Here is a 26,207-nt window from a genome sequence, read left to right as displayed (position 1 = left end):
ACAACCGTACGTAGATACCGACCAACGGAGTCCCCGTGTCGCTGCCACCCCTGGTCGAGCCAGCTGCTGAGCTCACCGTAGACGAGGTCCGCAGGTACTCCCGCCACCTGATCATCCCGGATGTCGGGATGGACGGGCAGAAGCGGCTGAAGAACGCCAAGGTGCTCTGTGTGGGCGCCGGCGGCCTCGGGTCCCCGGCCCTGATGTACCTGGCCGCGGCCGGCGTGGGCACGCTCGGCATCGTGGAGTTCGACGAGGTCGACGAGTCGAACCTGCAGCGCCAGATCATCCACAGCCAGGCCGACATCGGCCGGTCCAAGGCGGAGTCCGCGAAGGACTCGGTCCTCGGCATCAACCCGTACGTGAACGTGATCCTTCACGAAGAGCGGCTCGAGGCCGAGAACGTGATGGACATCTTCAGCCAGTACGACCTGATCGTCGACGGCACGGACAACTTCGCGACGCGTTACCTCGTCAACGACGCCTGCGTGCTGCTGAACAAGCCGTACGTCTGGGGTTCCATCTACCGCTTCGACGGCCAGGCCTCGGTCTTCTGGTCCGAGCACGGGCCGTGCTACCGCTGCCTGTACCCGGAGCCCCCGCCGCCGGGCATGGTCCCCTCCTGCGCCGAGGGCGGCGTCCTGGGCGTGCTGTGCGCGTCCATCGGCTCCATCCAGGTCACCGAGGCGATCAAGGTCCTCGCCGGTGTCGGCGACCCGCTGGTCGGCCGCCTGATGATCTACGACGCCCTGGAGATGCAGTACCGCCAGGTCAAGGTCCGCAAGGACCCCAACTGCGCGGTCTGCGGCGAGAACCCGACCGTCACCGAGCTCATCGACTACGAGGCCTTCTGTGGCGTCGTGTCCGACGAGGCCCAGGAGGCGGCCGCCGGTTCGACGATCACTCCCAAGCAGCTCAAGGAGTGGATCGACGACGGCGAGAGCATCGAGATCATCGACGTCCGCGAGCCGAACGAGTACGAGATCGTCTCCATCCCGGGCGCCAAGCTGATCCCGAAGAACGAGTTCCTCATGGGCACCGCTCTGCAGGGCCTGCCGCAGGACAAGAAGATCGTCTTGCACTGCAAGACGGGTGTCCGCAGTGCGGAAGTCCTCGCCGTGCTGAAGTCCGCGGGCTTCGCGGACGCCGTGCACGTCGGCGGCGGCGTCATCGGCTGGGTGAACCAGATCGAGCCCGACAAGCCGGTCTACTGAGCGACCGCCGCGTCGTGACCTTCCCGGACGGGCCCCGCGCACTGCGCGCGGGGCCCGTCCGGCATGTCGGGGGCCCGCCACGCGCCGGAACCGGCCACGGTCAGGAGCACACCTTGCCGTCGCGCGGTATTCGCCCCTCCAGCAGATACGTGTTCACCGTCGAGTCGACACAGGAACTGCCGGAGCCGTACGCACCGTGCCCCTCGCCTTTCCACGTCAGGTCGACGCCGACGCCCTTGCCCAGCTCATCGGCCATGCGCCGCGCGCCTTCGTAGGGCGTCGCCGGATCACCGGTGTTCCCGACGACGAGCACCGGCGGCGCACCCGGCGCACTCACGTCCGGGTCGTCCCACTGCCCCGGCACCGGCCAGTCGTGGCACCAGCCCGCGGTGTCCCAGCCCATGAACTCGCCGAACACGGGGGAGATCTGGCGGAATGCCGCCAGCCGTGCCTTCGTCTGCGCCGTCGTCGGCCGTGCCTTGTCGTCCAGGCAGGAGATCGCGCGCTGTGAATGGCTCGCGGTGCCGTAATGCCCGGTCGCGTCACGGTCGTTGTAGGAGTCGGCGAGTTCGAGCAGCGCCGTCCCGTCGCCCTTCTCCGCGTCCTCCAGGGCCCTCGTCAGAGCCTGCCAACTGTTCTTGCTGTACAGGGTGACGGCCATGCCGGTGGTCGCGAGCGACTCGTTCAGCTCGCGACCGCCCGCCGTGGGCAGCGGCCGCGCGTCGAGTCGCTTCAGGAGCGCCGCGATCTCGCGCGAGCCCTCCTTCGGGTCCTTGCCGCGGGACGTGAAGTAGTTGTCGAGGGCGCGCTGGAACCCGCGGGCCTGGTTCTCGGCCTGTCCGACCCGTCCGGCCGTCGGATCGACGGCCGCGTCCAGGACGAGCCGACCGACCTTATGGGGGAACAAGTGGGCATAGATTCCGCCCAGTTCGGTTCCGTACGAGACACCCATGTAGTGCAACTCGTCGTCGCCGAGAGCCTCACGCATCAGGTCCATGTCGCGGGCCGCCTCGACGGTCGACACATGGCCGAGCAGCTCACCGGCCTTCTTGCAGCCCCGGCCGAAGTCGGCGGCGTCCTTGAGGTACGCCCTCTCCTCCGCCGCCGTGTCGGGCGTCAGGTCGACGGACTCGGCGGCCTGCGTGGCCTTGTCGCCGCGGCACCGCACCCCTTCGCTCGCCGAGACCCCGCGGGGGTCGAAACTCACCAGGTCGTAGCGCTCGCGCAGCTTCGCGTACTGCGGGGCGAAGGCCGGCAGCAGATCGACGCCGGAACCGCCCGGGCCACCGAAGTTGAACAACAGGGAGCCGAGCCGCTCGCTCCCCGGGCCCCGGGCCTCGGCGCGGATGAGAGCGAGGCCGATGGTCGGCCCGTCCGGCTTCGCGTAGTCGAGCGGGGCCTTGAGCACCGCGCACTTCCAGGCGGATCCGGGCGCGGGCGTGCTCGCGGTCCCTCTGCAACGGCCCCAGTCGAGCCGCTGGGCCGTGAGCGACCGGGGAAGAGGGGGCAGTGCGGAAGCGGAGGGGGACGTCGGAGCGGTGGAGCGCGAGGCGCTGTCGCCCGTCGACGGCTTCGGGTCGTCCCCGCTGCCGCCGCCCGGGCCGCTGCAGCCCGCGATCAGACCGGTCGTGAGCACGGCGGCCGCCGCCAGCGTGAGCGCACGGACTCCCGTTCCCGCACGTGTGCGTACGCAGGCGCGCGCACGCGAATCCCTTGGTGCCATGGCACCTCCCCCCTCAACTGCCCCCGTTCGAGAGACAGTCAGGCCATCGTAGGAGGCGGTGCGGACATTCGCTCCGGCCTGTGGACAACTCCGCGATCACGAGCAGACCGTTCCCTCTTTCGGGACCTTCCCGTCGAGGAGATAGCCGTTCACGGCGCTGTGCACGCACTTGTTCCCGCTGTCGTAGGCGCCGTGGCCCTGGCCCTTGTACGTCAGCTCGACCCCCACGCCGTCACCGAGCGCGTCCACCATCTTGCGTGCGCCCTCGTACGGGGTGGCCGGGTCACCGGTGTTGCCGACGACGAGGACCGGGGCGGACCCGGGAGCGCTGACGTCCGGGTGGTCGGCGGCGCCGTCGACGGCCCAGCCGGTGCAGCCGAGCATGCCCCAGGCCAGGTAGTCGCCGAACAGCGGGGACGCGGCACGGAACTCGGGCAGCTTCGCCTCGACGTCCTTCGTCGTGTAACGGGGCTTGTCGTCGGCGCAGTTGATGGAGACGTTGGCGGCCTGGATGTTGCTGTACTTGCCGTCCTCGTTCCGCCCGTTCATCGAGTCGGACAGCAGCATGAGGACCTTGCCGTCGCCGTCGTACGCCTGCTGGAGCCCTTCGGTGAGGTACTCCCAGAAGTCCTGTGAGTAGAGGGACTGCGCGATTCCGTTGGTCGCGGCGGTCTGCGTCAGGTCGCGCGGGAAGATCCCGGGGATGGGCTTGTCGTCGAGGTCCTCGAGCAGCTTGGCGATCTTGTCCTTGACGTCCTGGGGCGTGTCGCCGACCGGGCAGTCCTCGACCTTGGACGTGCAGTCCTTCGCGTAGTTGTCGAGGGCGAGCTGGAACCCCTTGGCCTGGCCCAGCGAGCCCTGCTCCGCGTCCTGGGTCGGGTCGACGACCCCGTCGAAGACGGCGCGGCCCACGTTCTTGGGGAACAAGTGGGCGTAGACGCCGCCCAGTTCGGTGCCGTACGAGATGCCGAAGTAGTGCAGCTTGTCGTCGCCGAGGACCTGACGCATCAGGTCCATGTCGCGGGCCGCGTCCGTGGTGCGGACGTGGGGGAGGATCTTGCCGGAGTTCTTCTCGCAGGCTCCGTTGAACGCCTTGATGTTGTCGACGAGCTTCGTCTGCTCGGAGGTGTCGTCCGGCGTCGAGTCCTGCTGGAAGTACTCGTCGAGCTGCTCGTCGTCCTCGCACTCGACGCCGGCGCTGCGGCCCACACCGCGCGGGTCGAAGCTGACCAGGTCGTAGCGGGTGCGCAGCTGGGCGTAGTCGGCGCCGAAGGCCGGCAGCGTGGTGACACCGGAGCCGCCCGGCCCGCCGAAGTTGAAGACGAGCGAGCCGATGCGCCGGTCCTGGTCGCCGCTGGCCTTCGCGCGGATCAGCGCGAGCCCGATCGTCCTGCCCTTGGGGTCGTCCCAGTCGAGGGGCGCCTTCATGGTGGCGCACTGCCACTCGGCGCCGCCCGGCAACGGGGACGGGGCGTCACCGCCGCCCTCGGACTCCGACGGCGCGGGACAGTCCTTCCAGCTCAGCGTCTGGGACGGCAGGTCCACCGCGTCCTCGGAGTCGCTGCAGGCCGCGAGCGAGGCGGACAGCAGGGCGGCGGCGGTGACGGCCAGGGCAGCGGCGCGGGGCCGGGACGGATTGGGCATGCGTCCATCCTGCGGTGACCCCGTGCGGTGCGCTCGGGCTGCGGGCTGTGCGGGTGAGGTCGCTTCAGGCGGCCGCGCCCAGGAGCCGGAGAGCCGCCGCCCTGCCGGTGGCCACACAGGCCGCGACATCCACGCCCGCGAAGGCGGCACCGCAGATGTCGACGCCGGGCAGTTCCCGTACGGCGCTGTGGATCCTGGCGACGCGCTCCATATGGCCGACGTCGTACTGGGGCAGCGCGTTCTCCCACCGCATCACATGCGCGGCCACGGGCTCGCCCACCGCGCCCAGGGCCTGACGCAGCTCTCTCACAGCGGTGCGGATCAAGTGACGGTCGGGGAGCGCCAGTTGACGCTCCTCTTCTATGTGACCCATGGAAATGCGTAACAAGAAGAGGCCCGGTTCGGCCGCGGCGAGGTGCTGCCACTTGTTGGACAGGAAGGTGACCTCCCGTGTGGCCCATCCTTCTATCGGCGGTACGACGTAGCCGTTGCCCTGAGGGATGCGCTTCGGCATCACAGCACGCGAGAAGGCCAGGGTGACCACGGCCGTCCCTGCGTGCCGGATGCTGTCCAGCTCGGCGTCGGCGCCCGGGGCGTGGGGGTACAGAAGGGCCGCGGCGGCCGGTGCGGGCAGCGCGCAGACCACGGCGTCGGCCTCCACGACGAGCGGGCCGTCCGCGGTGGCGGCGAGGACCCGCCAGCGCCCCGAGGGAGTGCGCCGCAGCTCCTGCGCGCGCGTACCGGTCAGGATGCGCGCCCCGGAGGCCTGCGCGACCACTCGCGGCAGTCGGCTCAGCCCGCCCTGGAGCCCCTGCGCCGCACCGCCCAGGGGCGGCGGCGCGGTCCGGACCGTGCGCAGCGCCCCGATCACGGATCCGCCGTGGTCGGCCACCGCGGCGAGCCGGGGCAGCGCCGCCCGCAGCGACAGCCGGTCGGCCGAGGCGCCGTCGCGGGCGCCGACGAGCGGGGCGACGAGCCGGTCGACGGCCTCCCGGCCGATCCGTCCGGCGAGGTACTCGGCGACCGCGACGTCACGTTCGAGGCCGCGCGCGGGGAGGGCCTCCTCCCGGCGCAGCCGGTCGATCCCGCCGTCGGACAGCAGGCCGGTGCCGGTCAGCCCGACGGGATCGACGGGGATGCCCATCACGTGTTCGCCGGGGAACGTGCGCAGGGCGCCGTTCGACCAGACGACGGTGGCCGCCCGGGCGGGATCGCGCAGCGCCTCTCCCAGCCCCACCTCGTGGACGAGGCCGACCGCCTCCGGGCGCAACGCCGTCACCGCCTCGGCCCCCACGTCGACCGGAACGCCGGCGAGGTACGCGGAACGCATCTGCCCGCCCACGCGCGGGGCGCTCTCCAGGACGGTGACGTCGGTGGTCCCTCGCAGCTCCCATGCCGCGGCGAGCCCGCTGATTCCGCCCCCGATGATGATCGCTGAACGCATGACGCGTACTCCCTGCCGGGCACTCCTGGGCCCACCAGATCACGTTACGTCCGTGCCGGGAGCGGCCCGCGGGCCGAAGGTCCCTCTCCTAGGGACCCTTGTCACGCAACCAAGTCGCCTGTAGAGGCGACCCGTTGGTGAGCGCTCGAAGAGCGCTGGTCAGAGACCTGCGCCACGGCTCGGCTAGAGGGCGCCCTTGCGCGTCAGATGGTTGAAGAACAACCACCCGGGGAGCACGGGCAGCCACAAGGTGAGCAGTCGGTACAGCAGCACCGCTGGAGCGGCCACTTCCTTGGGCAGGCCGACCGCGATGAGACCGACCGTCAGGGTCGCCTCGACGGCGCCGACGCCGCCGGGGGTGGGCGCGGCGGAACCGAGCGCGTTACCGGCCAGGAAGACGACCGCGACACTGGCCAGGCTCAGGCTGGTCGTCTCGTCGCCGAAGGCGCGGATCGAGGCGTCCAGGCACATCACGAAGCAGGCGGTCAGCAGCAGCATGCCGCCGATACCGGTGAGCAGCTTCCGCGGCCGCTGCAGCACGTCGAGCATGCGCGGCACGACACCGGCGAACAGCGACCGCACGCGCGTGACGACGAATTTCCGCAGGAAAGGAATCGACGTCACTACAAGGACGAGCACGGCGACCGTCAGGAGACCCGCGATGACCGTGCGGGACGGCGACAAGGACGGCGTCTTCTCCGTCCCTGTCAGGTAGCCGAAGGTCAGCAGCAGCAGGATGTGGCTGCCCATGCCGAACAACTGCGAGGCACCGACACTGGCGACCGCGAGTCCGGGGCGTACGCCCGAACGCTGCAGGAAGCGCGTATTGAGCGCCACACCGCCGACCGCCGCGGGAGCCACGATCTTCACGAAGGAGCCGGCGACCTGGGCCGCGACGGTCCGCATGAAGGGCACCCGCTCGGGCACGAAGCCGAGCAGGCTCATCGCCGCCGCCACGTAGCTGAGCGCGGAGAACACCACCGCGAGGCCGACCCAGCCCCACTCCGCCTCGCCGACGATCGCGCCGAAGTCGATGTGCGTCAGCTGCGACAGCAGGAAGTACGCGCCGATCGCGCCGGCGATGAAACTGATCAGCGTGCGGGGGCGGATGCGCTCCAGACGGGCCGGTTCGACGGGCGCCTGCGGCCGGATGCGCAGTACCTGGTGGCGGATCTGGGTGAGCAGATCCTCCTCGCGCGCCTCGTCGAGGGCTACGTCTATGGCCCGCTTCTCGGACTTCTTCTCCGCCTTCTCGGACTTCTTCTCGGCCCGCACGGACTTCTTGCCGTCGCTGTCGGCCTCGGCGCTCTGCTCCAGACGCTCCTGTTTGGCCTTGCTGGACGCCTCCAGGACGGCCTCGCGCTCCCGCTGGGCCCGCTCCCGCCCGAGCCTGCGCAGCGTCGCTCTGGTGGAGCGGGTGAGCGCGATCGGCTGCAGCAACGGCAGACAGTCGGCGACGGTGTCGGGGCCGAGCACGCCGACGGCGGAGGAAACGGCCCGCTCGGCGCCCACCCGCAGGCCCACCGTGGTGAGCATCTGCGCGATGTCCATGCGCAGGACCAGGTCGCCCGCGGCGATCTCACCGCCGCGCAGATCCGTGAGGAACACGGTGCCGGAACGATCCACCAGAATCGCGTCACCCGCGAGCCGCCGGTGGGCGATCCGCCGGGACTGCAGCGCCTGCACCTGGTGCCAGGTGTCGCGCAACAGGTCGTCGGTGATCTCCTCGTCCGGGATCGAGTCCAGGGAGCGGCCGCCGATGTGCTCGTAGACGAGGATCACGGCGTCGGGCCCCAGCTCGGACGTGGCGATCAGCTTCGGCGCGTTCGCCCCGGCCGAGATCGCCGCATAGGCGAGCAGCGCCTCCTGCTCCAGGGCCTGGCGCAGGGACTGCAGGCTGCGCCGCTGGGTGATGCCGCGCAGGGTCAGACGCCGCCACACGCGGTAGAAGAAACCCTGCGCCTGCTGTTCGCGGTCGACGACGGTGACGTCGAGCGGTGGGCCGTCCTCCAGGGTGACGAAGTAGCGCCGCCCCCGGTCGCCGTTCTCCGTGGCGCCTTCGTGGGCCTCCTCGCGGGAGGCGCTGACGGGGTGGAAGCCGACGTGCCGCAGGCCGGCCAGGAGCGTCTGCCCTGTGGGCCGCACATTGGGCGAGCCGACGGCGTAGAGCGTTCCGTAGGCGACGGTCCAGCCGATGAGGATCGTCAGGATGATCGAGAACGGCGTGGTGTAGCCGGTGACCAGCATCGCGAACGCGTCGAGCAGCAGCACCACCCACAGCACCACACGCCATCGTGGTCGCCGGGACATGCCGACGGCCGTCATGTAGGCGATGACCGGCGCCAAGTAGCCGTGCACCGGGTCGGTGAGCGCATGGATGTCGCCCGGCGACACCTTGGTGAGCGCGTCCTGGATGGACTGCGGTGCGGCCTTGGCTACCCAGAGGTCGGTCGCGAGTGTCACGCCGTGCGCGAGGACGGCCGCGAGCACACCGTCGGCGATGCGCAGCCCGTCGCGCTTGATGAGTCGCTCGATGGCGAACGCGACCGGGACGAGCAGGATCGCGATGCTCGACGCGAGCCCCGCGAACTTCGTCAACAGGTCGGGAGCCTGCCCCGTGCCCTTGTTGATGTCCTGGGCGAAGCCCGAGGTCGTGGCGTGCGCGAACGCGGCGATGGCCAGCAGGACGGCGATCGCCAGCACGCCCACCAGCAGACGCATCAGGTCGGAGGGGCGGTGCACGCGCGCGGGGAGCAACGGCTCGTCGCCGTCGACCCGCTCCGCGTGGGTGTCCGCGTCGACACAGTCGGGGTCGTGCAGTGGCTGTTCCTGCTTCACCTCGGCGGCCTCCTCGGCCGCATCCTCAGGGCGCGCCGGTGTCACAGAGGTGCCCTCCGCCTTGTCGGGGTGCACGCTCTGCTCCGTCGTCTCTTCTTGATCTCGTATCACCAGTCACCGCCCGCACGATGGTGGCATGTCCCATCGCCATAGGGGGGTATCAGGGTGCATTCGGGGAGCGCGGAGTCGTCGGCAAGCGCCTTCTTGTACGTCTCTCCAGGGCGCGGCTTGTAGGTCCCTCCATGTTGTCGGTGCCGTGGGGCAGGATGGGCCGGATGAGCGAGGAGAGCGGGACGGCGGGCGAACTGCCCGAGTACGCCGAGCGGGTCCTTGAGGTCGCCGAGCTGATCCCGCCCGGGCGGGTCATGACGTACGGGGACGTCGCCGAGTGGCTCGAGGAGGGAGGCCCGCGGCAGGTGGGGCGTGTCATGGCCCTCTACGGAGGGGCCGTGCCGTGGTGGCGCGTGGTGCGCGCGGACGGCGCGCTGCTCCCGGGCCACGAACTGCGGGCGCTCGCTCACTACAGGGAGGAGAGCACGCCGCTGCGTGAGGCCTCTCGCGCCGCGCAGGGCCACCTGCCGCGCCTCGACATGAAGCGGGCGCGCTGGGACGGCCGGACCCCGACGGAAGCTCACAATTGACAGCTTCGGCCATCTCGCGCGCGGGTGGGGCGCTGGTGGCCCGTACGGGGGAAAAGGGGCGCTCGGGGCACTTCGCCACGACTGTGTCCGTTCGTGAGACAGCGCACACCTGCGCCGGAAGCGGCGCGAGGGAGGCGTCGGAAGCTCAGCTTCCGCCACACTCGACGGCGTAGCGTCGACGGCACCGTCGATGGCAGACACCTCCTTCACCCCGTAGCCACCGCCCCGCGCGGACGGCGCTTCGACCACCAGCACACCCACCAGGACCAGCGATCCACGTGAGCTCCTCTTCGTCCACCCGGTACCTGTCGCACCAGCAAGGTCGACAGGGGATCCCGGGTGCGTATCGGCTGGTGCGTACCCCACCGGCTCCCGTGGATCCCCCTCGTCTGGACGCACCTCAGCGCGCTGTGGTTGACCACGCCCACGGGCCGCTGCTCGTCCTGGCCGGGCCGGGGACCGGCAAAACCACCACCCTTGTGGAAGCGGTGTCGGCACGCATCGCCAAGGGCACCGAACCCGAGCGCATCCTTGTCCTCACCTTCAGCCGCAAGGCCGCCGTCGAACTGCGCGACAGGATGGCGCTGCGCATAGGAGCCGCCCGCGCCCCCCAGGCGACGACGTTCCACTCCTTCTGTTACGCGCTGGTGCGGGCCCACCAGGACACGGACCTCTTCGTGGAGCCCCTGCGCCTGCTGTCCGGTCCCGAGCAGGACGTCGCCGTACGTGATCTCCTCGCGGGCCAGATCGACCTGCAGCAGGCCGGCCTCGCGCATGTGCGCTGGCCCGACGAACTGCGTGCCTGCCTCACCACCCGGGGCTTCGCCGACGAGGTACGCGCGGTGCTCGCCCGCAGCCGTGAGCTGGGACTGGGGCCCGCCGCCCTGGACGCCTTCGCACACCGCATCGGCCGCCCCGACTGGCGCGCGGCCGCCACGTTCCTGGCCGAGTACCTGGACGTCCTCGACATGCAGGGCGTGCTCGACTACGCGGAACTCGTGCACCGCGCCGTGCTCCTGGCCCGCCGCCACGAGGTCGCCGACCAGCTCGCCGCGCAGTACGACGCCGTGTTCGTCGACGAGTACCAGGACACCGACCCCGCCCAGGTCCGGCTGCTGCACGCGCTCGCCGGAAGGGGACGCACCCTGGTCGCGTTCGGCGACCCGGACCAGTCGATCTACACGTTCCGCGGCGCCGACGTGAACGGCATTCTCGACTTCCCGGACGACTTCCCGCGCGCGGACGGCACGCCCGCGCCGGTCGAGGTCCTCACCACGTCCCGGCGCTCAGGAGACCGGCTCCTGGAAGCCACCCGCCGCATCACCCGGCGGATGCCACTGACCCGGCTGCCCGCGGAGAAGGTGCGCGCCCACCGCGAGCTCACGCCCGTGCGCGACGGCGGCCGGACGGAGGTCTACACGTACCCGACGTCCGGCACCGAGCTCGACAACATCGCGGACATCCTGCGCCGTGCCCACCTGGAGGACGGCGTCCCGTGGAGCGACATGGCCGTACTGGTGCGCGCGGGCACCCGCAGCATCCCCTCGGTCCGTCGCGCGCTCACGGCGGCCGGCGTCCCCCTGGACATCGACGGCGACGATCTGCCACTGCGCCATGAACCGGCTGTCGCACCCCTGCTCACCGCTCTGAAGACGGTGGCGCAGAGCCCGTCCGAGGACGACACCGAAGGCGCTCCCCGGATCGACACGGAGACCGCTCTCACGCTGCTCGCCTCGCCCCTGGCCGGCATGGACGCCGCCGATCTGCGCCGCCTGGGGCGTGCCCTGCGCGAGGAGGAGCGGGCCGCGGGCAACCACCTGCCCCCGCCCTCCGACGAGCTGCTCGCCCGCGCCCTTGCCGAACCCGAGCGGCTCGCCCTGCACGACCCGGCGTACGCGCGCGGTGCACAGCGCCTCGGCGCGCTCCTCGCGACGGCCCGCGCGAAGCTCGATGACGGCGGCACCGCGGAAGAAGCCCTCTGGGAGCTGTGGAACGGCACGCCCTGGCCCCAGCGACTGGAGCGCGCCGCGCGCCGAGGAGGCGCGGCGGGGCGCAACGCGGACCGCGACCTGGACGCCGTGTGCGCCCTGTTCGCCCTCGCCTCCCGCGCGGAGGAGCGCACCGGCGGCCGCGGAGCCCGTAACTTCCTGGAAGAGCTGGAAGCCCAGGACATCGCCGCCGACACGCTCGCCGGACGGGCGGTACGCCCCGATGCCGTGCGCCTGATGACCGCCCACCGCTCCAAGGGCCTGGAATGGCGGCTGGTCGTCGTCGCGGGCGTACAGGAGGGCCTGTGGCCCGATCTGCGCCGCCGGGGCTCCCTCCTGGAGGCCGACCGCATCGGACGCGACGGGCTGGCCGAACCCCTCACTCCTGGCGCGCTGTTGGCCGAAGAGCGGCGCTTGTTCTACGTCGCGGCCACGCGCGCGAGGGAGCGGCTTGTCGTCACCGCGGTGAAGGCGCCCGCGGACGACGGTGACCAGCCGTCCCGGTTCCTGACCGAACTCGGCGTCGAGCCCAAGGACGTCACCGGCCGTCCGCGCCGCCCGCTGTCCGTGGCGGCCCTCGTCGCGGAACTGCGGGCCACCACGGTCGACCCCAGGGCCTCCGACGCCCTCAGGGAAGCCGCCGCCCGCCGCCTCGCCCGCCTCGCCGCGCTCAGCGACGACGACGGCAGGCCACTCGTGCCGTCCGCCCACCCGTACCGCTGGTGGGGCATGTACGAGCCCACCGAGAGCAAGGTCCCCCTGCGGGACCGCGACAAGCCCGTCGTGCTCTCGGGCAGCGCCCTCGACCAGCTCGCCAACACCTGTGCGCTGCAGTGGTTCCTGGGCCGTGAGGTGAAGGCCGACGCCCCGGCCACCGCCGCCCAGGGCTTCGGCAACGTCGTGCACGTCCTGGCCGACGAGGTCGCCTCCGGGCGCACCCCTGCCGATCTCGCCGTCCTCATGGAACGCCTCGACTCCGTGTGGGACGCCCTCGCCTTCGACGCGCCCTGGAAGTCGGCGCAGGAGAAGGAGCACGCGCGCGTGGCGCTGGAGCGCTTCCTCCAGTGGCACGTCATGGACCGCGCCGGCCGTACCCCGGTCGCCAGTGAGCACGACTTCGACGTGACCCTCGAAGCGGGCTCCTACGAAGTACGCATCCGCGGCTCCATGGACCGCGTCGAGCGTGACGCCGAAGGCCGCGTCTACGTGGTCGACTTCAAGACCGGCAAACAGGCCCCCAGCGCGGCCGACGTGGCCCACCACCCGCAGCTCGCCGTGTATCAGCTCGCCGTGCGCGAGGGCGCCGTCGACGAGCCCTTCGACGGCGCCCGTCCCCACCCCGGCGGGGCCGAACTGGTGCAGCTGCGCCAGGGCGCCCCCAAGAAGGAGGGGGGCGAGACGCTCCCGAAGGTGCAGGCGCAGGAACCCCTCGAAGGGGAGTGGGTCGGCGACCTCCTCGCCACCGCCGCGGGCAAGGTCCTCGACGAACGCTTCGCGCCGACCACCGGACAGCACTGCACGCACTGCGCCTTCCGCGCCTCGTGCAGCGCGCGGCCCGAGGGCAACCACGTCGTGGAGTGACATGCGCCTCCGCTGCGCCGGAACGGACCGGCGCTGTCGGTGGTGCCGGTTAGCCTCGATGAGGTGACCACACGCCTCACCGACCCCGAGCAGCTCAAGGAGCTGCTGGGCATCCCGTTCACCCCGGAGCAGACGGCCTGCATCATCGCGCCGCCCGCCCCGCAGGTGATCGTGGCCGGCGCAGGGTCCGGCAAGACGACGGTGATGGCCGCTCGCGTGGTCTGGCTGGTGGGCACCGGGCAGGTCGCGCCCGAGCAGGTCCTCGGCCTCACGTTCACCAACAAGGCCGCGGGCGAGCTGGCCGAGCGCGTCCGCAAGGCCCTCGTCAAGGCGGGCGTCACCGACCCCGACGCCATCGACCCGGACAATCCGCCCGGCGAGCCGGTGATCTCCACGTACCACGCCTTCGCCGGCCGCCTGCTGACCGACCACGGGCTGCGCATCGGCCTCGAACCCACGACGCGGCTGCTCGCCGACGCCACCCGCTTCCAGCTCGCCGCGCGCGTCCTGCGCGAGGCACCGGGGCCGTATCCGGCTCTCACCCGCTCCTTCGCCGACCTCGTCAGCGACCTGCTCGCCCTCGACGCCGAGCTGGCCGAGCACCTCGTACGGCCCGAGAAGCTCCGCGCGTACGACCGTGACCTGCTGCGCACCCTCGAAGGCGTCAAGCTCAGCAACGCGGATCTGCGCAAGGTCCCCGAAGCCGTCGCCGCCCGACTGGAGCTGGCCGAGCTGGTGGGTCACTACAGAGAGGCCAAGCGATCCCGGGACGTCCTCGACTTCGGCGACCAGATCGCGCTGTCGGCCACCCTCGCCGACACCCGGCCCGAGGTCGGCGAGATCCTGCGCGACGAGTTCCGTGTCGTGCTGCTCGACGAGTACCAGGACACATCCGTGGCCCAACGGATCCTGTTGGCTGGCCTGTTCGGCGGCGGCACCGGCCACGCCGTGACGGCCGTCGGCGACCCCTGCCAGGCGATCTACGGATGGCGCGGCGCATCGGTCGCGAACCTCGACGACTTCCCGCGCCACTTCGCGTACGCCGACGGTCGCGCGGCCACCCGCTTCGCGCTCAGCGAGAACCGGCGCAGCGGCGGCCGCCTCCTCGACCTGGCCAACGGACTGGCCGAGCCGCTGCGGGCGATGCACGCGGGCGTGGAGGCTCTGCGGCCCGCGCCCGGAGCCGAGCGCGACGGCATCGTGCGCTGCGCCCTCCTGGGCACCCACAGCGAGGAGATCGACTGGCTCGCCGACTCCCTCGCCCACCTCGTCGCCACCGGGAAGGAGCCCGGCGAGATCGCGGTGCTGTGCCGCACCGCGACCGACTTCGCCGAGATCCAGGGCGCTCTCGTCGCCCGTGACATCCCCGTCGAAGTGGTGGGGCTCTCGGGTCTGTTGCACCTCCCCGAGGTCGCCGACCTGGTGGCCGTGTGCGAGGTTCTCCAGGATCCCGGGGCCAACGCCTCCCTGGTGCGCCTGCTGACCGGCCCCCGGTGGCGCATCGGGCCGCGCGACCTCGCCCTTCTGGGGCGCAGGGCCCGCTTGCTGGTGTCCCACACGCGCGGGGGAGACGAGGACGACCCGGACCGCCGCCTGGCCGAGGCCGTCGAGGGCGTCGACCCGTCCGAGGTGATATCGCTCGCGGACGCGCTCGACACCTTCCTGGAGACCTCCGTCGACGGCGACGGGGAGGGCGACGCGCTGCCCTTCTCGCCGGACGCGCGCGTGCGCTTCGCCCGGCTCGCCACCGAACTGCGCGATCTGCGCCGGTCGTTGTCCGATCCGCTCATGGACGTCCTGCACCGGGTGCTGGCCGTCACCGGCCTGGAGGTCGAACTCTCCGCGTCCCCGCACGCGTTGGCGGCGCGGCGCCGCGAGACGCTGTCCAACTTCCTCGACATCGCCGCGTCCTTCGCGGCCAACGACAGCTCCGCGACCCTGCTCGCCTTCCTCGGTTTCCTGCGGACCGCGGCCCAGTACGAGAAGGGCCTCGACAACGCGCTCCCGGGCGGCGAGAACACCGTGAAGGTGCTCACCGCCCACAAGTCCAAGGGCCTCGAGTGGGACGTCGTCGCCGTCCCCGGGCTCGTCAACGGCACGTTCCCGAGCACCCAGGGCCGGGAGAAGTGGACGGCGCAGGGCAAGGTCCTGCCGCACGAGCTGCGCGGGGACGCCGCCACCCTGCCCGACATCGAAGCGTGGGACTCCCGGAGCATGAAGGCCTTCCACGCCGACATGAAGGACCACCAGCACACCGAGGAACTGCGTCTGGGATACGTCACGTTCACGCGCCCGCGCACGCTGCTGCTCGGCTCCGGCCACTGGTGGGGCCCGTCCCAGAAGAGGAAGCGCGGCCCGTCCGACTTCCTTCAGTCGCTGTACGACCACTGTGCCGCCGGGTACGGCGAGATCGAGGTCTGGGCGGACGAGCCGGCGGAGGACGAGGAGAACCCGGCACTCCAGGAGGCATCGGCCGAACACGCCTGGCCGCTGCCGCTCGACGAGGAGTCCCTGGCCCGCCGCCGGGCTGCGGCCGACACCGTTCTCGCCTACGTAGAGCGCGCCGCCGACCCGGGGCAAGCTCGCGCGCACACGCAGGCCCACCCCGCCGCCCACGACGAACCGCCCTTCGAGGACCCCGACTGGCCGCCCCCGCCGGACGACGACGAACTCCTCTACGAAGGAGAGGAGTTCGGGGACGGCGCCCCGGACGACTGGGACGACCTGTCCACCGAGCGCCCCACGGTCCCGCACCCCGCGCCGGAGCCGCCGTCCCACGCGCGCGTGCCGGAACCCCAGGACACGGTCCCCGCCGTCCCGCATCCCGCGCCCGCCCCGGAGGCGGCGCTCACCGCAGAGGAGGCCCGCGCCATCGCCTCCTGGGACCGCGACCTCGACGCGCTCACCGGGGAGCTGCTGCGCGCCCGCTCCGGCGTGCGCGACGTGCCCGTGCCGCACTCGCTCACCGCGTCCCAGGTGCTGCGGATGGCCGCCGATCCCGACGGCTTCGCCCAGGAACTGGCCCGTCCCATGCCACGCCCGCCCCAGCCGGCGGCACGCCGGGGCACGCGCTTCCACGCCTGGGTCGAATCCCGCTTCGAAGAACTGCGGCTGCCCATGATCGACCCGGAGGAGCTGCCCGGAAGCGACGCGGAGATCGCCGACGAGCAGGACCTGGAAGCGCTCAAGGAAGCCTTCGAGCGCACGCCGTACGCGCACCGCACGCCCTACCGGGTCGAGCTCGCCTTCCAGCTCGCCGTCGCGGGCCGCGTCGTACGCGGCCGCATCGACGCCGTCTACAAGCAGGGCGACGGCGACGGGGCGACGTACGAGATCGTCGACTGGAAGACCGGCCACCAGCAGACCGGCGACCCCCTCCAGCTCGCCGTCTACCGGCTCGCCTGGGCCGAGCAGCAGGGCGTGCCCGTGGAGTCGGTGGACGCCGCCTTCGTGTACGTACGCAGCGGAGAGACGGTCCGGCCGCGGCGGCTGCCCGGCCGTGCGGAGCTGGAGCGCCTCCTCACGGAGGATCCGCAGGTCCTGGCGGACTCCGTCGAGGAGCCGCCGGACGAGTACGCCCCGGTGGGGGACTAGGCTCGTGACCATGAGCAAGCCCGTTGACAGCGCCGTCAGCACCGTCCGTGCGTACGTCGAGAACCACCGAGAGGCGTTCCTCGACGACCTCGCCGCATGGCTGCGGATCCCCTCCGTGTCCGCCCAGCCCGCCCACGCACCGGACGTGCGACGCAGCGCGGACTGGCTCGCCGCGCAACTGGCCGCGACCGGCTTCCCGACCACCGAGGTGTGGGAGACGCCCGGCGCCCCCGCCGTCTTCGCCGAGTGGCCCTCGGGCGACCCGAAGGCCCCCACGGTCCTGGTCTACGGGCACCACGACGTGCAGCCCGCCGCCCGCGAGGACGGCTGGGACACCGAGCCCTTCGAGCCCGTCGTCGTCGGGAACCGGCTCCACGCGCGCGGGGCGGCCGACGACAAGGGCCAGGTGTTCTTCCACACACTGGGAGTGCGCGCCCATCTCGCCGTCACCGGGCGCACCGCCCCCGCCGTCAACCTCAAGCTGCTGATCGAGGGCGAGGAGGAGTCGGGCTCCCCGAACTTCCGCGCCCTTGTAGAGGCACAGAAGCAGCGCCTCGCCGCCGACGCCGTGATCGTCTCCGACACCGGCATGTGGTCCGAGGACACCCCCACGGTGTGCACCGGCATGCGCGGCCTCGCCGACTGCGAGATCGAGCTGCGCGGTCCCGACCAGGACATCCACTCCGGCTCGTTCGGCGGCGCCGTCCCGAACCCGGCGACCGCCGCCGCCCGCCTCGTCGCCGCGCTGCACGACGAGGACGCGCGCGTGGCCGTGCCCGGCTTCTACGACGGCATCGTCGAGCTCACCGACCGTGAGCGCGAACTCTTCGCGGAGCTGCCCTTCGACGAGGCGCAGTGGCTGCGTACGGCCAAGTCCCACGCCACCCACGGCGAGGCCGGACACAGCACGCTGGAGCGCATCTGGGCCCGCCCCACCGCCGAGGTCAACGGCATCGGCGGCGGCTACCAGGGCCCCGGCGGCAAGACCATCGTGCCGTCCTCCGCCCTGCTGAAACTGTCCTTCCGGCTGGTCGCCGGCCAGGACCCGGACCACATCGAGAAGGCCGTCACCGACTGGGTCGCCGAGCAGATGCCCGCGGGAATCAGCCACACGATCACCTTCGGCGCCGCCACCCGGCCGTGCCTCACCCCGCTCGACCACCCCGCTCTGCAGTCCGTCGTACGTGCCATGGGCCGCGCCTTCGAGCAGAAGATCCGCTTCACGCGCGAAGGCGGCTCCGGCCCGGCGGCCGACCTCCAGGACGTCCTCGCGGCACCCGTGCTCTTCCTGGGCATCTCCGTCCCCTCCGACGGCTGGCACGCCCCGAACGAGAAGGTCGAACTCGATCTCCTCATGAAGGGCGTCGAGACCACCGCTTACCTGTGGGGCGACCTCGCGGAGAGCTGGACGGATGCACACTGAACGAGACACCCCGCAGCCGTCCTGCCGCACGTCCTGCTGAACCGCCCGCCGAACCACCCTTTCCACCGGGGGAGTTGGAAGCACCTGTGACCACCTGGACCGACCGCACCGCCGATCTCGCCGGCGACCGACCGCTCTCGCTCGCCGCGCCGAGCGGGATCGACCGTGCCGCGCACCACCGCCTCGACGAGGCCTGGCTCGCCGCCGCGTGGAGCCACCCCACGACCCGCGTCTTCGTGGTCTCCGGCGGTCAGGTGCTCATCGACGAGACACCGGACGGCGCGACGGAACTGGTCATGACGCCGTCCTTCGAGGCGCCCCTCACCGAGGCCCACCGCTACTTCCTGGGCACCGACGAGGACGGTGTGAGCTACTTCGCACTCCAGAAGGACACGCTCCCCGGACGGATGGACCAGTCCGCGCGCCCCGCCGGGCTGCGCGAGGCAGGCATGCTGCTCTCGCAGCGCGACGCGGGCCTCATGGTGCACGCCGTCGCCCTGGAGAACTGGCAGCGACTGCACCGCTTCTGCTCCCGCTGCGGCGAACGCACCGTCATCGCCGCCGCGGGCCACATCCGCCGCTGCCCGGCCTGCGGGGCCGAGCACTACCCGCGCACCGACCCGGCCGTCATCATGGCCGTCACGGACGCGGAGGACCGCATCCTGCTGGGCCGCCAGGTGCACTGGCCCGAGGGGCGCTTCTCGACGCTGGCGGGCTTCGTGGAGCCCGGCGAGTCCATCGAGCAGTCGGTGCGCCGCGAGGTCTTCGAGGAGGCGGGCGTCCTCGTCGGCGAGGTCGAGTACGTCGCCAGCCAGCCCTGGCCGTTCCCGTCCAGCCTCATGCTCGGCTTCATGGCGCACGCCACCTCCACCGAGATCAACGTGGACGGTGACGAGATCCACGAAGCGCGCTGGTTCTCCCGCGAAGACCTGCGGGCCGCCTTCGAGTCCGAGGAGGTCATGCCTCCCTACGGGATCTCGATTGCGGCCCGCCTGATCGAGCTCTGGTACGGCAAGCCCCTGCCGAAGCCCAGCGACGCGCTGTGAGCGCCCCCGGGTAAGGGCCTCAGACGCCGATCTTCTGCTTGACCTGCGCCAGCGAGGGGTTGGTCAGCGTCGTGCCGTCGTCGAAGAGGACGGTGGGGACCGTCTGGTTCCCGCCGTTCGCCTTCTCGACGAACGCCGCCGAGTCCGGGTCGTGCTCGATGTTGATCTCGGAGTACGCGATGCCCTCGCGGTCCATCTGCTTCTTCAGCCGCTGGCAGTAGCCGCACCACGTGGTGCTGTACATCGTCACAGTGCCCGGCATGTTCCTCGCGCTCCTTTGTGGCTGGGGGTGCGTGTTCGCAATGAGTCGAACGTACGCGACGCGGCGACCATTCCCGCACGTCGGCCGCATTAGTACGACTAGCACTGGCTGCCTGTGGACAACGTGACGCACCCTTCCTCACCGACCTGGCAGCATGGCGGGGTGACAGCAGCAACGCACTCCACCCTGTTCCCGCAGGTCCCGGAATCGGCCGACGCGGTGCTCGACGGGCTCGACCCCGAGCAGCGCGCCGTGGCGACGGCCCTGCACGGTCCGGTGTGCGTGCTCGCGGGAGCGGGCACGGGCAAGACGCGCGCGATCACCCATCGCATCGCGTACGGCGTCCGCGCCGGGATCCTCCAGCCCGCCAGTGTGCTCGCCGTCACGTTCACCAACCGCGCCGCGGGCGAGATGCGCGGCCGGCTCCGCCAGCTCGGCGCCGGGGGAGTGCAGGCCCGTACCTTCCACTCGGCGGCCCTGCGCCAGCTCCAGTTCTTCTGGCCCAAGGCGGTCGGCGGGGATCTGCCCCGGCTCGTCGACCGCAAGATCCAGCTCGTCGCCGACGCCGCGGCGGCCTGCCGGCTGCGCCTGGACCGCGGTGAGCTGCGCGACGTGACCGCCGAGATCGAGTGGTCCAAGGTCACCCAGACCGTGCCCGCGGACTACGTCGCCGCGGCGCACAAGGCCGGCCGTGAAGCCGCCCGGCAGCCCGCCGAGATCGCCCAGATCTACGCCAACTACGAGACGCTGAAGCGGGACCGCTCCGTCATCGACTTCGAGGACGTCCTGCTCCTGACCGTCGGGATCCTCCAGGACCGGCACGACATCGCCGACCAGATCCGGGCTCAATACCAGCACTTCGTCGTCGACGAGTACCAGGACGTCAGCCCCCTGCAGCAGCGCCTGCTCGACCTCTGGCTCGGCGACCGCGACAACCTGTGCGTCGTCGGCGACGCCAGCCAGACGATCTACTCCTTCACCGGCGCCACCCCCGACCACCTGCTCAACTTCCGCACCCGCCATCCCGGTGCCACCGTCGTCAAGCTCGTCCGCGACTACCGCTCCTCGCCCCAGGTCGTGCACCTCGCCAACGGAGTCCTCGCCAGAGCCAGCGGCCGGGCCGCCGAGCACCGCCTGGAGCTGATCTCGCAGCGCGAGGCGGGGGCCGAGCCGGTCTACGTCGAGTACGCCGACGAGCCCGCCGAGGCCGAAGGCGCGGCGCGGCGCATCAGCGAGCTCATCGCCTCAGGAGTCTCCGCGGGCGAGATCGCGATCCTGTTCCGGACGAACAGCCAGTCGGAGATCTACGAGCAGGCCCTCGCGGACGCCGGAGTGCCGTACCAGCTGCGCGGCGCGGAGCGCTTCTTCGAGCGTGCGGAGGTGCGCAAGGCCGGCCATGCGCTGCGCGCGGCCGCTCGCTTCGGCAGCAACGACGCGGGGCTCGACGAGGCGGTCGACCTGCCCTCCCTGGTCAGAGCGGTGCTGTCCGGCGAGGGCTGGACGACCGAGCCGCCCGCGGGCTCGGGCGCCGTCCGGGACCGCTGGGAGTCCCTCGCCGCCCTCGCCCGGCTCGCGGAGGACTGCGCACAGGCCAGGCCCACCGCCACGCTGGCCGACTTCGTGGCCGAGCTCGACGAGCGGGCGAACGCGCAGCACGCCCCGACCGTGGAGGGCGTCACCCTCGCGTCGCTGCACGCGGCGAAGGGCCTCGAGTGGGACGCCGTGTTCCTGGTCGGCCTCGCCGAGGGCATGATGCCGATCACGTACGCCAAGACCGACGAGCAGATCGAGGAGGAGCGCCGACTGCTCTATGTCGGGGTGACCCGGGCCCGCAGCCACCTGGGCCTGTCCTGGTCGTTGTCCCGCACCCCCGGCGGCCGTCCGAACCGCAGGCCGAGCCGGTTCCTCGACGGGCTGCGGCCTGGCTCGACGGGCTCGGCCGGGCGGTCCGGCGGCAGGGGCCGTGGCGGTGTCGAGCACGGGACGCGGCCTGACGTCCGGGAGCCGCTGGGTGCCGCCCGCCGCAGGGGCGCCAGAAAGGTGGCGCGCTGCCGGATGTGCGGGCGCACGCTGGAGGCGGCCGAGATGAAGCTGATGCGCTGCGAGGACTGTCCCTCGGACATGGACGAGGGGCTGTACGAGCGGCTCATCGAGTGGCGGGCGCGCACGGCGGCCGACCTGGGCCAGCCCGCGTTCTGCGTCTTCACCGACAAGACCTTGATCGCCATCGCCGAGACCGCGCCGGAGGACGAGGGCGAGCTGTCCCGCATCCCGGGCGTCGGGCTGCGGAAGTTTCGGGCCCACGGATCCGATGTGCTGGCTATTTGCGCAGGTCAGGTAGTGGGCGATGAGCTTGGAGGAGTCGACGAGGAGGCCTGATGCGAACTCGTCGAAAAAATAGTTTGCGCATGCCCCAGCAATCCCCATAGGTTCTTAATCACGAAAGCGGCGGCCTTCTCGAAGGCCCTGGTTCCGTGATGTACTTGAAAGCCGTCGGACCGGTTCGCACCGGTCCCCTAGACGCCGAGAGGAGGCGATTCCAGTGATCAGCATCAACACCAGCTCCATCAGCACCGTGAAAATGACCGATCGCTCGGTCGTCGCTTCCTGCCTGCTCGGCTTCTCGAACGTGGGCACCGGTCTGTCTGGCGTCAGCGCCATGCGTCCGGAGTCCGGTCTGTCTCTCGCGGGTCTTCCCATCCGCGAGGGCAATGAGCGACCGACGAAGGCACCGGAAGCAGTAGCGACGGCACAGGCTCAGGCCTATGCCTTTGCCGCGGCCGGTGCCGGATTCCGGAAGCAGACGACGCAGCACCACACGATGTGGGCCTTCCGTGGGCTCGAACCCTGGAGTGATCCAGCCTGATCGACGATCAGGCCGGCGCCTTCAGGGCCGCGGAACCCCATCCGGGATCCGCGGCCCTTCTGTTTTCCCGGAAGACCCAGCGATCTTCCGAGGGACCAGAACGAAGGGGCCTCGGGACAAGAAAAGAACTGGTACCACCGCCACCCGGCCCACCGGCCGGAACGATCCAGACGAGGAAGAAAACACCGTGCAACTCGAAGCGCACGCCCCGTCCGTACCGCCTTCGGACCCTCTTCCCCCGCCCGTGCCCACGGAGGACTCCACCTTGAACCCGCTGACTGCGCTCACCGCGCTCGACGACGCCATCGAGAACCTCGGCGTACCCGTCCCCTGCCGTGCCTACGACCCGGAGGTCTTCTTCGCGGAGTCGCCGGCGGACGTCGAGTACGCCAAGTCCCTCTGCCGTACCTGCCCGCTGATGGAGGCCTGCCTCGCAGGCGCCAAGGAGCGGCGTGAGCCCTGGGGCGTCTGGGGTGGCGAGCTGTTCGTCCAGGGCGTCGTCGTCGCCCGGAAGCGGCCGCGTGGCCGCCCGCGCAAGAACCCGGTCGCGGCATGAACACCCGAGGAACGATCGACCGCCCCCTGACGCACGACCCCAAGAAGCAGGCCCCGATGAAGCCGACCACGAGCGAGCCCGCAGGCTCCGCGATTCCAGACTTCACCACGTCCGGCGCGAACGACCCGCGCCAGAACAGGACCCACCAGATGCAACTCATCCCAGAAGCCCTGGCTCGTGCGCATATGCACGAGCAGCTGCGGGACGCCCACGCCGAGCGCCAGGCCATGCGCCTGGTGGTCGCCCGCCGGATGCAGCGGCGCGCCGAGCGCGCGTCGCTGCGGGCCCGGCGCGCGCTCGCGATGGCCGTCATGCAGTAACAGTCCGTCGGCACACATCGTCGACGTGAACCGCAGCCGTCAGCGGCTGCTCCCGCGGGGGCCGGTCCGGAAGGGACCGGCCCCCGCGGTGCGTGGTGCCCGAAGATCATCGGCCCATGGAGTTATCGTCACGGGGTGACGTCTCTTCCTGGCGGGGACTCCGCGCAGCAGTCCGAGCCTCAGTCCGTCGTGTGCGCCCGGTGCGGCACGACGGCCCAGGAGATGCCGCTGACCTGGACGTGCTCCGTCGAGCGCGGGGTTCGCCGTCACTTCTGCGACGCCTGCGCCCGGGAGAACCTCAGGGCCATCGAGGGCCGGCTGGACTCCGACTGGTGGTGATCATGCCTCCGCGGCCGACTCCTGCTCGCGTTCCTCTTCCTCCTCGGTGACGAACCCCGGTAGCCACGCCTCCAGTTCGTCCCGCAGCCGTACCGTGGCGCCGAGCTGGCACAGCACTCCGATCGTGCTGAGCGTCACCCGGTGGATCAGCAGGTACGACGGCGGCAGGTTGAGCTGCTTGCCCAACTGGTGCGCGGGGGAACGAGGATCGGCGATCCGGGCCGCCTGGTTGCGCATCCAGGAACGGGTGAAGGTGAACTCGTCGACCTGGGCGGGCTCGATGATCGGCAGCAAGTAGTCGAGGACCGCGTCCGGTTCGAGCTCGATCGACTCCTTGACGAAGCCCTCTTCGCGCAGCAGCTCGTAGACCGCGAGCGCTTCGCCGTCGAGTGTCATCCGCAGCGAGCTCCCGATCGGCTCGGGCAGTCCGCCCGGCAGCCGGTCCACGGTGCCGAAGTCCAGTACGCCCAGGCGCCAGCCGTCCTTGCCGTCCGGCAGCAGCCGGAAGTTGCCCGGGTGCGGATCCGCGTGCAGCAGGCCCGTGCGGGCCGGACCCGAGAACAGGAAGCGCGCCAGCAACTGGCCCGCGCGGTCCCGCTGTTCCTGACTTCCGTCGTTGATGATCTCGGCGAGCGGTGTCCCGTCGATCCATTCCGTCACCAGGATCTGCTCGCACTGGTGCACCACGTGCGGCACCACGACATCCGGGTCGTCGTCGAACTCCTCGGCATGTGCCCGCTGAGCCTGTGCCTCCAGCGCGTAGTCCAGCTCCTCGGACACCCGGTCGCGCAGCTCGGCGATCAGCGGCTTGATGTCCATCCCCGGGATCAGCGGCCCCAACAGACGGGCAAAGCGACCCAGTTGGTTGAGATCCGAGAGCAGCGCCTCGCCCGCGCCCGGGTACTGCACCTTCACGGCGACCTCGCGCCCGTCGTGCCACACGGCGCGGTGCACCTGGCCGATCGACGCGGCGGCCGACGGCTTGTCCTCGAACTGCTGGAACAGCTCCCGCCACTCGGCGCCGAGCCGCTCCTCGAGGACCGCGTGCACGGTGCGCGTCGGCATCGGCGGCGCGGCTTCCTGCAGCTTCGTCAGAGCGGCGCGGTACGGGCCCGCGACCTCCTCGGGCAGAGCGGACTCGAAGACGGACATCGCCTGCCCGAACTTCATCGCCCCGCCCTTCAGCTCGCCGAGGACCTTGAACAGCTGCTCCGCCGTCCGCTGCTGCAGCTCACGGCCGACGATCTCGGCGGACTTGCCGCCGATGCGCTTGCCTATGCCCCAGGTCGCGCGGCCGGCGAAGCCGATCGGTAGTGCGGCCAGCTTGGCGGTCCGGGTAACCGCCTTCCGGGGAAGATCAGACATACACCCCTCCAAGTGCCGGACAGCCGCGCCGCGCATGCCCAGGCGTCGTGACGCCATCAGCCATTGCTTACCCCGCCATTGTGTCGTGCGGCCCTTCTTCCACGGAGGTCTCCTGCCCGTTACCTCCCTCACCCGCACCGCACGGGCACATCGGATGCGGCCAGACCGGTCTGGCATGCCAGTCGAGGCCCGGTGCGGACGCCTCCCAGCGGGCTCCCGTGGACGACGGCAGCTCTCCGTCCAGGAAGGCCAGCGCATGGGCCGCCGCGAGTCCCGCGACCGCGGTGGCCAGGCCCAGGTCGCAGGCCTGGATCTGGCGGGAGGCGTGCCCCGAGCGCCACTGGGCCAGCAGCCGTGGCCACGTCGGATCACGATCCGTGCGGTCGAGGAGCAGGCAGTGCGCGCAACCGGTGCCTCCGGGCAGGACCAGCGGCCCCACGATCCCGGTGGCCTCGGCCACGCCCGCGTACAGATGGGGAATGCCCGCCGCGACCAGATCCTCGACGGCGGCCGGGTCGGGGGAGTGGATCGCCAGCCCGTCGCGCGGGGCGATGATCACGAGGGAGAGCGCCGGGTCCTCCTGCTCCCCGTCCGCCAGGGACGGGGCCCTGCGCCGGTCCGGGCGCGGGGGCCTGGCCGGCGCGACGGCGCCCACCAGCTGTCGCGCCGACACGTCCCTGCGCTCGCCCACCGAATCCACCGGCTGCCCGCCCGGCGCCACGTCCCACGGCTCGACGCAGCCACCGTCCCGTACGTCGACATGGCCCACGCCCGCCGCGGCCAGGACCGAGGCCACGACCGCGCCCACCCGCCCGGCCCCTCTCACCTGGACCCGCATGCGGTGCCGGGCCGCCAGCTTCCGCATCCCCTCGGCCGGGTCCGACGTGGTCACCGTCAACGCGGCGTGGTCGGGACGGAGCCGGTCCATCACCCGCGTCTGCCGGCGCAGTGCTTCCACCGGCGGGCCGCCGCCCGTCGCGTCGTCCAGGAGCCCCGCCCCGGTCAACCGCTCCAGGAGCGCGTCCACATGCCCGTCGGGCAGCCCCATCCGCCGGGCCTCGTCGCGCAGCCGAGGCACCCCACGCGTCCCGTCGAGCAGGGTCAGGAAACTGCCCGTGGCCGTGTCGACCGGGCCGAGGACCACGGCGTGCGCCGGTGTCAGCCCGAACTGCACCGTGTTCAGGTCGTGCCAGCCGCGCCGCAGCGCAGGCTTCAGGATCGGATGCATGGCTGTCCCCCGTGCTGTGCCGTCCGTGCCGTTCGCGTCGATCGATGGCCAGCATGCCCGTCCGGCCACAGCCGTGCCGAAGGTTGTCCACAGGCAGTGGGTGATAGTCGTACTGGTCACCCGGCGAGGGAGAGC

Annotated in this window: 18 protein-coding genes; 11 read left to right on the top strand and 7 right to left on the bottom strand. The window is 71.4% G+C overall.

Annotated features, from left to right (window positions below; all coding sequences use genetic code 11):
* Window positions 1-35: 35 nt before the first annotated feature.
* On the top strand, window positions 36-1,214 hold the full coding sequence (gene moeZ / locus ACQUQD_RS14390) for an adenylyltransferase/sulfurtransferase MoeZ (RefSeq protein ID WP_428952456.1): 1,179 nt from the start codon (window positions 36-38) through the stop codon (window positions 1,212-1,214).
* Window positions 1,215-1,314: 100 nt separating this feature from the next.
* Here the strand turns inward: moeZ and ACQUQD_RS14385 are convergent, their stop codons facing one another.
* From ACQUQD_RS14385 to ACQUQD_RS14370, 4 genes are all read right to left on the bottom strand, one after another.
* Window positions 1,315-2,937 carry an alpha/beta hydrolase gene (locus ACQUQD_RS14385; RefSeq protein ID WP_428952455.1) on the bottom strand — a complete coding sequence of 541 codons (1,623 nt, stop codon included), beginning with the start codon at window positions 2,935-2,937 and terminating at the stop codon, window positions 1,315-1,317.
* A 96-nt stretch (window positions 2,938-3,033) separates the two neighbouring features.
* A complete protein-coding gene (locus ACQUQD_RS14380) occupies window positions 3,034-4,581 on the bottom strand; it encodes an alpha/beta hydrolase (protein WP_428952454.1) in 1,548 nt (515 codons plus the stop codon).
* A 64-nt stretch (window positions 4,582-4,645) separates the two neighbouring features.
* The gene (hemG, locus tag ACQUQD_RS14375) at window positions 4,646-6,025 is read right to left on the bottom strand and encodes a protoporphyrinogen oxidase (RefSeq protein ID WP_428952453.1); all 1,380 of its coding nucleotides are present in this window, start codon (window positions 6,023-6,025) and stop codon (window positions 4,646-4,648) included.
* Window positions 6,026-6,208: 183 nt separating this feature from the next.
* Window positions 6,209-8,974: a lysylphosphatidylglycerol synthase domain-containing protein gene (locus tag ACQUQD_RS14370; RefSeq protein ID WP_428952452.1), complete on the bottom strand. Its 2,766-nt coding sequence runs from the start codon at window positions 8,972-8,974 to the stop codon at window positions 6,209-6,211.
* Window positions 8,975-9,129: 155 nt separating this feature from the next.
* Between ACQUQD_RS14370 and ACQUQD_RS14365 the strand changes: the two genes are divergently transcribed.
* From ACQUQD_RS14365 to nudC, 5 genes are all read left to right on the top strand, one after another.
* Entirely contained in the window at window positions 9,130-9,504 is a 375-nt protein-coding gene (locus ACQUQD_RS14365) for an MGMT family protein (protein WP_428957558.1), read from the top strand.
* 278 nt (window positions 9,505-9,782) lie between these two features.
* Window positions 9,783-13,073, top strand: a complete 3,291-nt coding sequence (locus ACQUQD_RS14360; protein ID WP_428952451.1) for an ATP-dependent helicase — start codon at window positions 9,783-9,785, stop codon at window positions 13,071-13,073.
* A 63-nt stretch (window positions 13,074-13,136) separates the two neighbouring features.
* The gene (locus ACQUQD_RS14355; protein ID WP_428952450.1) at window positions 13,137-16,667 is read left to right on the top strand and encodes a UvrD-helicase domain-containing protein; all 3,531 of its coding nucleotides are present in this window, start codon (window positions 13,137-13,139) and stop codon (window positions 16,665-16,667) included.
* A 10-nt stretch (window positions 16,668-16,677) separates the two neighbouring features.
* Complete coding sequence (locus ACQUQD_RS14350) at window positions 16,678-18,090, top strand: dipeptidase (RefSeq protein ID WP_428952449.1); 1,413 nt, start codon at window positions 16,678-16,680, stop codon at window positions 18,088-18,090.
* Between the two features lie 86 nt (window positions 18,091-18,176).
* Window positions 18,177-19,136 (top strand): NAD(+) diphosphatase, encoded by a 960-nt coding sequence (nudC, locus tag ACQUQD_RS14345; RefSeq protein ID WP_428952448.1) that lies wholly within the window; start codon window positions 18,177-18,179, stop codon window positions 19,134-19,136.
* A gap of 19 nt (window positions 19,137-19,155) precedes the next feature.
* On the opposite strand, the gene ACQUQD_RS14340 is transcribed toward nudC, so the two are convergent.
* Window positions 19,156-19,398, bottom strand: a complete 243-nt coding sequence (locus ACQUQD_RS14340) for a mycoredoxin (protein WP_428952447.1) — start codon at window positions 19,396-19,398, stop codon at window positions 19,156-19,158.
* A 162-nt stretch (window positions 19,399-19,560) separates the two neighbouring features.
* Here ACQUQD_RS14340 and ACQUQD_RS14335 point away from each other — a divergent pair, with 162 nt between their 5' ends.
* The 5 genes from ACQUQD_RS14335 to ACQUQD_RS14315 all read left to right on the top strand — a co-directional run bounded on the left by ACQUQD_RS14335 (window position 19,561) and on the right by ACQUQD_RS14315 (window position 23,479).
* Complete coding sequence (locus ACQUQD_RS14335) at window positions 19,561-21,777, top strand: ATP-dependent DNA helicase UvrD2 (protein WP_428952446.1); 2,217 nt, start codon at window positions 19,561-19,563, stop codon at window positions 21,775-21,777.
* Window positions 21,778-21,940: 163 nt separating this feature from the next.
* Window positions 21,941-22,264 (top strand): hypothetical protein, encoded by a 324-nt coding sequence (locus ACQUQD_RS14330; protein WP_428952445.1) that lies wholly within the window; start codon window positions 21,941-21,943, stop codon window positions 22,262-22,264.
* Window positions 22,265-22,451: 187 nt separating this feature from the next.
* Window positions 22,452-22,820, top strand: coding sequence for a WhiB family transcriptional regulator (locus tag ACQUQD_RS14325; protein ID WP_361064445.1), 369 nt, complete (start codon window positions 22,452-22,454; stop codon window positions 22,818-22,820).
* On the top strand, window positions 22,817-23,140 hold the full coding sequence (locus ACQUQD_RS14320) for a hypothetical protein (protein ID WP_428952444.1): 324 nt from the start codon (window positions 22,817-22,819) through the stop codon (window positions 23,138-23,140). Before ACQUQD_RS14325 ends, ACQUQD_RS14320 begins: the two co-directional genes overlap by 4 nt.
* Before the next feature lie 135 nt (window positions 23,141-23,275).
* A complete protein-coding gene (locus tag ACQUQD_RS14315) occupies window positions 23,276-23,479 on the top strand; it encodes a hypothetical protein (protein WP_428952443.1) in 204 nt (67 codons plus the stop codon).
* Here the strand turns inward: ACQUQD_RS14315 and ACQUQD_RS14310 are convergent, their stop codons facing one another.
* Entirely contained in the window at window positions 23,480-24,844 is a 1,365-nt protein-coding gene (locus ACQUQD_RS14310) for an ABC1 kinase family protein (RefSeq protein WP_428952442.1), read from the bottom strand.
* 67 nt (window positions 24,845-24,911) lie between these two features.
* Window positions 24,912-26,072 carry a TOMM precursor leader peptide-binding protein gene (locus ACQUQD_RS14305; protein ID WP_428952441.1) on the bottom strand — a complete coding sequence of 387 codons (1,161 nt, stop codon included), beginning with the start codon at window positions 26,070-26,072 and terminating at the stop codon, window positions 24,912-24,914.
* Window positions 26,073-26,207 lie beyond the last annotated feature (135 nt).

The organism is Streptomyces sp. cg35 (assembly GCF_050410835.1).
Lineage (GTDB): Bacteria > Actinomycetota > Actinomycetes > Streptomycetales > Streptomycetaceae > Streptomyces.
The sequence above is the reverse complement of the archived record's forward strand: the minus strand, read 5'-3'. Positions and strand labels throughout refer to the sequence as shown.